Source organism: Modestobacter sp. KNN46-3 (assembly GCF_011039295.1).
Genome location: NZ_JAAKGN010000172.1, coordinates 1 through 9,403, shown reverse-complemented (window position 1 = coordinate 9,403; position 9,403 = coordinate 1). Strand labels below are relative to the sequence as shown.

The window sequence follows — 9,403 nt, the reverse complement described above, 5'->3', positions numbered from 1 at the left end:
GCCGCTGATGGACCGGCACGGCGCCGACGCCGTCCGCTGGTTCATGCTGGCCGGTGGCTCGCCCTGGTCGGCCCGCCGGGTCGGCCACGAGACGCTGTCCGAGGTCGTCCGCAAGGTCCTGCTGACCGACATGGAGCACGCCGACGCGAAGCGGCTCGTCGACTTCGCCATCGGTCTCACGTTCGGGCTGCACGGTAGTATCGAGCGAGTCACGGCCAAGGTCTTCCTGCTCAGTCCGCAGGACGTCGACGTGACGGCTGAGGACAAGGCCCGCATCCGTGAGGGCGGGTTCTTCAGCCAGTCCTGACCCCGCGCACCTCACGCCCCGGCGCGAGGTGCTCCCGAACGAGCGAGGACCGTGGCTCTCCTTCTGCAGATCGTCTCGTCGATCCTGCTCGTCTTCCTGATCCTCCTGTTCGCCCGGTTCGTCGTGGACTGGGTGATGGTGCTCGCCCGCAGCTGGCGCCCGCAGGGTCTGGTCGCTGCGGGGCTCGAGGTCGTCTACGCGGCGACCGACCCGCCGCTCAAGGCGGTGCGCAAGGTCATCCCGCCGTTGAACCTCGGGTCCATCCGGCTGGACCTGGGGTTTATGGTGCTGCTGATCGGCGTGATCCTCCTGCGCAGCATCTTGAGCAGCCTGGCCTACTCCATCGCATGATCCGTCGTACCGTGCCCGAGCGGGGTGTGGACCCGATGCGGTTCGCCGCCGATCTGGACCCGTTCCCGTTCCTCCCGCCCGACCTGAGGTGAGCCGCATGCCACTGACTCCCGCCGACGTGCACAACGTCGTCTTCAAGAAGCCGCCGATCGGCAAGCGCGGCTACGACGAGGACGAGGTCGATGCGTTCCTCGACGTGGTCGAGGCCGAGCTCGCCCGGCTCATCGAGGAGAACAACGACCTGCGCGGCTCCGGTGCCGGTGGCTCCGGTGCGCGGGAGGAGCGGCCCGAGCCGGCGCCGATGACCGTCGCGGCCCCGCCGCCCCCGCCGACCCAGACGCCCGCGGCGCAGGTGCGCGAGGACGACGCGATCCGTGCCTCCCGGATGCTGGCGCTCGCCACGGAGACGGCCGAGCGGCACGTCAACGAGGCCAAGGCCCAGGCCGACCAGATGGTGGGCACCGCCAAGAGCAGCAGCGACCGGATGATGTCCGAGGCGCGGGCGAAGAGCGAGCAGATGGTCGGTGAGGCCAAGAGCCGCGCCGACGCCATGCTGGGCGACGCCCGCACCCGTGCGGACACGATGGAGCGGGAGGCCCGCGCCAAGGCCACCGCCCTCGCCCAGGACGCCGAGCGCAAGCACGTGGAGGCGATGGGCTCCCTGGAGGAGAAGCGGGCCAGCCTCGAGCGCAAGGTCGACGAGCTGCGCACCTTCGAGCGGGAGTACCGCACCCGGCTGCGCTCCTACCTCGAGTCGCACCTGCGTGACCTGGACAGCCGCGGCTCCGCCGAGCCGGCGTCCAACAGCCGGCAGACCCAGCACGTCAGCGCCTGACACACCACGCACAGCAGCACGAAGCCCCGCCGGACCTGGTCCGGCGGGGCTTCGTGCTGCTGTGGGCTCAGTTGGCTGCCGGTCCTCCGCGGCGCTGAGCAGGCCGGACGGGACGGGCCCCCGGGGCCGACCGGGGGCCCGTCCGACGTCAGCGCGCCGGGGTGATCCAGACCCGGGCGCCAGCCGGGCCCTCGAGGCCGTCGCCCTCCCCGGCCTGCTGGGCGTGTACGGCGGTGGCCAGCACCTCCGCGGCCAGCTGGGCGGCGTGCTCGGTGAGCGCCTGGGCGATCGCACCCTCGCCGGTCCACCGGAGCTCGATCCGGTCGCTGACCGCCAGCCCGCTGGACTTGCGGGCGTCCTGCACCAGCCGCACGACCTCGCGCACCAGCCCGGCCCGCTCCAGCTCCGGGGTGAGGGTCAGGTCGAGCGCGACGGTGAGCCCACCGGCCGAGGCCACCGTCCACCCCTCGCGCGGGGTCTCGGTCACCACCAGGTCGCCCTCGACGAGCGGCACCTCCGCACCGTCGACCGGCACGGTCGCCGTCCCGGCCCGGTAGGCGGCGACCAGCTCGGCGGCGTCCGCGGCGGCGACAGCCGCGGCGACGGCCTGCACCTGCTTGCCCATCCGGCGCCCCACCGCCCGGAAGTCGACCTTCACCGAGACGTCGACCAGCGAGCCGTCGACGGCGGCGAGCTCGGTCAGCTCCGCGACGTTCAGCTCCTCGGCCACCTCGGCGACCAGGTCACGGGGCAGCTGCGCCCAGCCCGGTGCGGCGACGAGCGCCCGGGCCAGTGGCTGGCGGGTGCGGGCCTTGCCCGCCGTGCGGGCGGACCGGCCGAGCTCGACCAGCCGGCGGACCAGTGCCACCTGAGCCACCAGGGCGTCGTCCCGGGCGTCGGTGTCCACGGCCGGCCAGCTCGCCAGGTGCACCGAGTCCACGGCGTCCGCCGCCCCGGGCACCACGGCGTCACGCCACACCCGCTCGGTCACGAACGGGGTGAACGGCGCCATCAGCCGGGTCAGCCCGTCGAGCACCTCGTGCAGGGTCCCCAGCGCGGCCGGGTCGCCGTCCCAGAACCGGCGCCGGCTGCGCCGGACGTACCAGTTGGACAGGTCGTCGACGAACTCGGCGATCAGCCGCCCGGCGGTCTGGGTGTCGAACTGCTCCAGCGCGTCGGTGACGCCGGCGGTGACCGACGCCAGCTCGGCGAGCGCCCAGCGGTCCAGCAGCGGACGCTCGGCGCGCGGGGGAGCGGGGGCGACCGCCGGGTCCCAGCCGTTGGTCTCGGCGTAGAGGGTGAAGAAGCTGGCGGTGTTCCAGTAGGTCAGCAGGACCTTGCGGACGACCTCGGACAGCGTCTCGTGGCCGACCCGGCGGGCCGACCAGGGCGAGCCACCGGCCAGCATGAACCAGCGGACGGCGTCGGCGCCGTGCCGGTCCATCAGCGGCATGGGCTCGAGGATGTTGCCCAGGTGCTTGCTCATCTTCCGGCCGTCCTCGGCCAGGATGTGGCCCAGGCAGAGCACGTTCTCGTACGAGCTCTGCTCGAACACCAGCGTGCCGACTGCCATCAGCGTGTAGAACCAGCCGCGGGTCTGGTCGATCGCCTCGGCGATGAACTGCGCCGGGTAGGCGGCCTCGAACTCCGCCTTGTTGCGGTGCGGTGCGCCCCACTGGGCGAACGGCATCGACCCGGAGTCGTACCAGGCGTCGATCACCTGCCGGACCCGGCGGTAGGTGCCCTTCTCACCGGGCACGGTGAAGGTCACCTCGTCGATGAACGGCCGGTGCGGGTCCAGGTCGGACAGGTCGCGGCCGGTGCGCTCGGACAGCTCGGCGAGCGACCCGATGACGACCATCCGGGCCGGGTCGGCGTCGTTGCGCCAGATCGGCAGGGGAGTGCCCCAGTACCGGTCACGGGACAGCGCCCAGTCGACGTTGTTGTTCAGCCAGTCGCCGTAGCGGCCCCACTGAATGTTCTCCGGGTGCCAGTTCGTCCGCTCGTTCTGCGCCAGCAGCTGGTCCTTGACCTGACTGGTGCGGATGTACCAGGACGGCTGCGCGTAGTACATCAGCGGCGTGTGGCAGCGCCAGCAGTGCGGGTAGCTGTGCTCGTACCGCATCTCCCGGTACAGCACCCCTCGGTCCTGCAGGTCCTGCACCAGGGTCGGGTCGGCGGCCTTGAAGAAGTGGCCGCCGACCAGCGGCACGTCGGCGGTGAAGTGGCCGGTGGCGTCGATCGGGTTGACCACCGGCAGGCCGTAGGACCGGCAGACGGTGAAGTCGTCGGCGCCGAAGGCGGGGGACTGGTGGACCAGCCCGGTGCCGTCCTCGGTGGTGACGTACTCGGCCAGGACGACGAAGTGCGCGTCGCCCTCGGGGAAGTCGACCAGCTCGAACGGCCGCTGGTAGTGCACCCGCTCCCAGTCCCGGCCGGCGGTGCGCGCCAGCACCTCCGCGCCCTCGCCGAGGGCGGCGGTCAGCAGCGGCTCGGCGACGACGAAGGTGCCGTCGACGGTGCGGGCCACCACGTAGGTGACGTCGGGGTGCACGGCGACCGCGGTGTTGGACGGGAGCGTCCACGGCGTCGTCGTCCAGATGAGCAGGTCGGCCCTGCCCGCCCACTCGCCGCTGGTGACCGGGAGCCGGACGTAGACCGAGGGGTCGGTCAGCGTCTCGTAGCCCTGGGCCACCTCGTGGTCGCTCAGGCCGGTGCCGCAGCGCGGGCAGTACGGGGCGACCCGGTGGTCCTCCACGAGCAGCCCCTTGTCGAACACCTGCTGCAGGGACCACCAGACGCTCTCGATGTAGCTGGCGTCCATGGTCCGGTAGGCCGTCGACATGTCGACCCAGTAGCCCATCCGGCTGGTCAGCTCGGCGAAGGCGCCGACGTGCCGCTCCACCGACTCCCGGCAGCGGGCGTTGAACTCGGCGATGCCGTAGCGCTCGATGTCCGGCTTGCCGGCGAAGCCGAGCTCCTGCTCCACCGCGATCTCCACCGGCAGGCCGTGGCAGTCCCAGCCCGCACGCCGGGGGACGGAGTACCCCTGCATCGTCTTGAACCGGGGGAAGACGTCCTTGAACGCCCGCGCCTCGATGTGGTGGGTGCCGGGGCGGCCGTTGGCCGTCGGCGGGCCCTCGTAGAAGACCCACTGCGGCCGGTCGGCGGAGCCTTCCAGCGATCGGGCGAAGACCTTGTCGGCCTCCCACTGCTCGAGGACCTCGTGTTCGAGGGCCGGCAGGTCGACCTGCGGGGGGAGGGCCTGGAACGGGCCGGAGGGAGCACTCACGCCGTCCATCATCCCCGACCCCGCCACCCCCTTCGCGCAGCCGCCGGTCCGCGGCGCGCACGCCCCCTGGACACCGGTACGGGAGACTGCCCCCATGGGGGCCCGCGGATGAACACGACGGTCACCATCGCGTTGGCCGTCGGCGCCCTCGTCGTCCTCCTCGCCGCCGTCGCGCTGCGGCTCGCCGACCGGATCGGGCTCCCCTCGCTGCTGCTCTACCTGGCGTTCGGGGTGGCCCTGGGGGAGAGCGGCCTCGGCATCGAGTTCTCCGACGTCGGCCTCACCCAGACCCTCGGCGTCGCCGCCCTCGTGGTGATCCTGGCCGAGGGCGGGCTGACGACCCGCTGGTCCGACGTCCGCCGGGCGGTGGGCCCGGGCATCGCGCTCGCCACGGTCGGCGTGGTGGTGAGCATCGCCGTCGTCTCCTCGATCGCCGTCTGGCTGCTCGACTTCGACTGGCTGTTCGCGTTGCTGCTGGGTGCGGTGGTCACCTCCACCGACGCGGCCGCGGTCTTCTCCACCCTCCGCCGGATCCCGCTGCCCCGGCGGATGGTCGCCGCGCTGGAGCTGGAGTCCGGGTTGAACGACGCCCCGGTCATCCTGCTCGTCCTGGTGCTCAGCGAGCAGCTCACCGGCGGGGCCACCTCGGTCTGGTACCTCGTCGTGGCCGAGGTGCTCGGTGAGCTGGCCGGCGGGACGGCGATCGGCGTCGGGATCGGGTTCGGCGGGGCCTGGCTGCTGCGTCGGGCCGCCCTGCCGCTGGTCGGCTTCTACCCGCTGGCCACCGTGGCGCTGTGCGTGCTGGCGTTCGCCACCGCCGACCTGGTGCACACCTCGGGCTTCGTCGCCGTCTACCTCTGCGGCCTGGTGCTGGGCAACGCCGCGCTCCCGCACCGGGCCGGCACCATCGGCTTCGCGGAGGGGCTGGCCAGCCTCGCCCAGATCGGCCTGTTCGTGCTGCTGGGGCTGCTGGTGTCCCCGGCCCGGCTGCCCGACGCCCTGCTGCCGGCGCTGCTCGTGGGCGGCGCGCTGCTGCTGGTCGCCCGCCCGGTCTCGGTGCTGCTGAGCGTCGTCTGGTTCCGCATCCCGATCGCCCAGCAGCTGTTCATCTCCTGGGCCGGGCTGCGCGGCGCGGTGCCGATCGTGCTCGCGACGTTCCCCATCGCCGCGCAGGTGCCCGGTGCGACCCGGGTGTTCGACACGGTGTTCGTGCTCGTCGTCGTCTTCACCGTGGTGCAGGGCTGGTCACTGCCGGCCGTCGCCCGGCTGCTGCGGCTGGCCACCCCGGTCACCCCGCAGGACATCGACGTCGAGTCCGCCCCGCTCGACGAACTCGGCGCGGAGCTGATGCAGCTGCGGGTGCCGGAGACGTCCCGGCTGCACGGCGTCTACCTGCCCGAGCTCCGGCTGCCCGAGGACGCCGCGGTGGTCCTCGTCGTCCGCGACGGCAAGCCGTTCGTCCCCGACCGGTCCACCCGGCTGATGCACGGCGACCAGGCGCTGCTGGTGTCCGCGCGCGGCTCCCGCCAGGAGGCCGAGCGCCGGCTGCGCGCGGTCAGCCGGGCCGGCCGGCTGGCCACCTGGCGCGGCGAGAGCGGCCAGCCCAGCGAGAGTGATTGAGCACATTGCGACCCTCCGGGCCGCACCGCGGCCAGGAGTCGTTCCCGACTTTCGATGAGCCGCTGGGAGCTGTGCCGTCGGGAGCCTCCGGCCCCGCGACGGCACAGCTCAGCGGCCCTCCGGGCCGCACGTACCCGCGTCGGCTTGCGGTCGAGCGCCCCGGTCGGGAGCCCTCCGGGCTCCGCGACCGGGGCGCTCAGCCCTGGAGTTCGAGCGTCTTCGTGGTGTCGGCGCGGACCTGGGCCATCAGGGCCGGGTCCTGGGACAGCTTGTGGCCGTAGGAGGGGATGGCCTCCTGCAGCAGCGGACGCCAGGTGTCCATCCGCTCCGGGAAGCAGCGCTCCAGCAGCGTGAGCATCGCCGAGGTGGCGGTGGAGGCGCCCGGGGAGGCGCCGAGCAGACCGGCGATCGAGCCCTCGGCCCCCACGATCAGCTCGGTGCCGAACTGCAGCACCCCGCGGCCGGTCGTCGGGTCCTGCTTGATGACCTGCACCCGCTGGCCGGCGGTGATGAGCTCCCAGTCGTCCTGCTCGGCGGTCGGCACGAACTCCTCCAGCGCGCGGAACCGCGCGCTGGTCGACTGCAGGACCTGGCCGACCAGGTACTTGGTGAGCGGGATGTTGGCGATCCCGGCGCCGAGCATGGAGCCCAGGTTGCCGCTGCGCACCGACTTCGGCAGGTCCCACATCGACCCGGCCTTGAGGAACTTGGGGGAGAAGCCCGCGTAGGGCCCGAACAGCAGGGCCTGCTCGCCGTCGATCAGCCGCAGGTCCAGGTGCGGCACCGACATCGGCGGTGCGCCGACCTTCGCCTGGCCGTAGACCTTGGCCTGGTGCTGACCGACCAGCTCCGGGGAGCGGGTGCGCAGAAACTGACCGCTGACCGGGAACCCGCCGAACCCGCGGATCTCCGGGATGCCGGAGCCCTGCAGCAGCGGCAGCGCCCCGCCGCCGGCCCCGACGAAGAGGAAGCGGGTGCGGACGGTGCGGCTGCGGCCGGAGCCGGAGCGGACGGTGACCGCCCAGCGCCCGTCGGACTCCCGCCGCACCTTGCGGACCCGGGTGGAGGTGTGCAGCTCGACGCCGCGGCTGACGGCGGTGTCCAGCAGCAGCCGGGTCAGCGCCCCGAAGTTGACGTCGGTGCCGGCCAGCGAACGGGTCGCGGCGGCGACCTCCCCGGCCGGTCGGCCGGCCATCATCAGCGGCACCCACGAGGCGAGCACGTCGCGGTCGTCGGTGTACTCCATCTCGGCGAACAGCGGCTCGGTGGCCAGCGCGTCGTACCGGGTCCGCATGTACTGCCGCCCGGCCTCGCCGGTGACGAAGCTGACGTGCGGCACCGAGGTGATGAACCGCTTCGGGGAGTCGGTCAGGCCGGAGCGCACCAGGTGCGACCAGAACTGCCGGGACACCTGGAACTGCTCATTGATGCCGACGGCCTTGGCGGTGTCGACGTGCCCGTCGGGTGCGGCGGGGGTGTAGTTCAGCTCGCACAGGGCCGAGTGGCCGGTGCCGGCGTTGTTCCACGCGTCGGAGCTCTCACCGGCGACCTGGTCGGCGGACTCGAAGACCGCGACGGTCCAGTCCGGCGCCACGACGCCCAGGAGCGCGGAGAGCGTCGCGCTCATGATGCCGCCGCCGACGAGGACTACGTCGGGGTTCGAGGAACCATCCGTGGTCAAGATCTGCCTCCGTGACTGAGTGCGTACCGGCCCATCGTCGTCCGCGTCGCCGGACGACACGTCCGGAACCCGGGCGTCCCCCCGAAGTGAGGGGATGAGATGCATCACAGGCGCACCCGTCCCAGGGTCCTCCGCGTCGCCTCCGCGCGCAGCGCCGGCCCGGATGACGCGTCGGGCCGACCGGCACCGATCCTGCCCCTCGGCGCGGGCGCCCGGGACCGGGGGCACCGCCGCGGTCTGCCGGAGCGGGCCCGGCCGGCCGCTATCGTCGTCGCTGACGTGGTCACCGGGGCCGCCAGCGGGGAGGACGGCGATGTCCGAGCAGCCCGACTCCTCGACCGGCGCGACCCCGGCGGCAGCCACCGGGCCGCGTGGGCGTTCCCGGGCCCGCCTGCTCCTGGTCCTGGCGGCCGTCGTCCTGGCGCTGGACCTGGCCACCAAGCTCGTCGTCGTGGCCACGCTGTCCGACCGGGAGCCGCTGCGGTTGCTCGGTGGGGCGCTGTACCTCACCGAGGCGCGCAACACCGGTGCGGCGTTCTCCTTCGCCGAGGGCGCCACGGTGGTGTTCAGCCTGATCGCGCTGGCCGTGGTGGTGGTGATCGTGCGCAGCGCGCGGCGGATGTACTCGACCGCGTGGGCGGTGACCCTGGGCCTGGTGCTGGGCGGTGCCCTGGGCAACCTGATCGACCGGGTGTTCCGTGACCCGGGTTTCCTGCAGGGCGGCGTCGTCGACTTCATCTCGGTGTTCGACCCCTACGGCCGGGTGTTCCCGATCTTCAACATCGCCGACTCGGCGATCGTCTGCGGCGGCGTGCTGGGTGTGCTGCTCGCCTTCCGGGGCATCGAGTTCGACGGCAGTCGCAGCAGCGACCGGCCGGACGCCGTCACCGGCTGAGCGCAGGTCGGCCCGGCGGCGGCCGGGCAGGGTGCTCCACCCGTCACAATGGTGCGGTGACCAGCAGTCCCGGCCAGGCATCCTCCTCCGGCGGGCGACCGGGTGAGCACCGGTCGCTGCCCGTGCCCGACGGGCTCGAGGGCCAGCGGGTCGACCAGGCCCTGGTGCGCCTCTTCGGGGTCACCCGCGCCGTGGCCGCCGAGCTGGCCGACGGTGGTGCCGTGGTCGTCGACGGGCGCGCCCGGGGCAAGGGCGACCGGCTGACCGCGGGCAGCTGGCTGGAGGTGGAGCTGCCGCCGCCGCCGGGTGAGCCGGCCGCGCCGGCGCCGGTCTCGGGGCTCCGGGTCGTCCACGACGACGACGACGTGGTGGTCATCGACAAGCCGGTCGGGGTGGCCGCGCACGGCAGCCCCGGCTGGACC

Annotated in this window: 7 protein-coding genes and 1 pseudogene; 6 read left to right on the top strand and 2 right to left on the bottom strand. The window is 73.1% G+C overall.

Going from position 1 to position 9,403, the window contains the following annotated elements:
* The 3 genes from sepF to G5C62_RS23135 all read left to right on the top strand — a co-directional run.
* Positions 1 to 307, top strand: a 307-nt coding sequence (gene sepF / locus G5C62_RS23145; RefSeq protein WP_164702849.1) for a cell division protein SepF, incomplete at its 5' end; no start/stop codon positions are given.
* A gap of 51 nt (positions 308 to 358) precedes the next feature.
* On the top strand, positions 359 to 658 hold the full coding sequence (locus G5C62_RS23140) for a YggT family protein (protein WP_036340735.1): 300 nt from the start codon (positions 359 to 361) through the stop codon (positions 656 to 658).
* 97 nt (positions 659 to 755) lie between these two features.
* Complete coding sequence (locus tag G5C62_RS23135; protein WP_036340738.1) at positions 756 to 1,493, top strand: DivIVA domain-containing protein; 738 nt, start codon at positions 756 to 758, stop codon at positions 1,491 to 1,493.
* A 148-nt stretch (positions 1,494 to 1,641) separates the two neighbouring features.
* On the opposite strand, the gene ileS is transcribed toward G5C62_RS23135, so the two are convergent.
* The gene (gene ileS / locus G5C62_RS23130; protein WP_206330812.1) at positions 1,642 to 4,785 is read right to left on the bottom strand and encodes an isoleucine--tRNA ligase; all 3,144 of its coding nucleotides are present in this window, start codon (positions 4,783 to 4,785) and stop codon (positions 1,642 to 1,644) included.
* A 108-nt stretch (positions 4,786 to 4,893) separates the two neighbouring features.
* On the opposite strand from ileS, the gene G5C62_RS23125 reads away from it, so the two are divergent.
* The gene (locus tag G5C62_RS23125) at positions 4,894 to 6,405 is read left to right on the top strand and encodes a potassium/proton antiporter (RefSeq protein ID WP_164702847.1); all 1,512 of its coding nucleotides are present in this window, start codon (positions 4,894 to 4,896) and stop codon (positions 6,403 to 6,405) included.
* Positions 6,406 to 6,601: 196 nt separating this feature from the next.
* On the opposite strand, the gene G5C62_RS23120 is transcribed toward G5C62_RS23125, so the two are convergent.
* Entirely contained in the window at positions 6,602 to 8,086 is a 1,485-nt protein-coding gene (locus G5C62_RS23120) for a malate:quinone oxidoreductase (RefSeq protein WP_241176077.1), read from the bottom strand.
* Positions 8,087 to 8,399: 313 nt separating this feature from the next.
* Here G5C62_RS23120 and lspA point away from each other — a divergent pair, with 313 nt between their 5' ends.
* Positions 8,400 to 8,981 (top strand): signal peptidase II, encoded by a 582-nt coding sequence (gene lspA, locus G5C62_RS23115; protein WP_164702845.1) that lies wholly within the window; start codon positions 8,400 to 8,402, stop codon positions 8,979 to 8,981.
* A 56-nt stretch (positions 8,982 to 9,037) separates the two neighbouring features.
* A pseudogene (locus G5C62_RS23110) lies at positions 9,038 to 9,403 on the top strand (RNA pseudouridine synthase); the annotation flags it as partial.

Excerpts from the sequence above, each read along its gene's own strand:
- G5C62_RS23135 (WP_036340738.1), top strand. The coding sequence starts at position 756 with ATGCCACTGACTCCCGCCGACGTGCACAACGTCGTCTTCAAGAAGCCG.
- G5C62_RS23125 (WP_164702847.1), top strand. The coding sequence starts at position 4,894 with ATGAACACGACGGTCACCATCGCGTTGGCCGTCGGCGCCCTCGTCGTC.
- lspA (WP_164702845.1), top strand. The coding sequence starts at position 8,400 with ATGTCCGAGCAGCCCGACTCCTCGACCGGCGCGACCCCGGCGGCAGCC.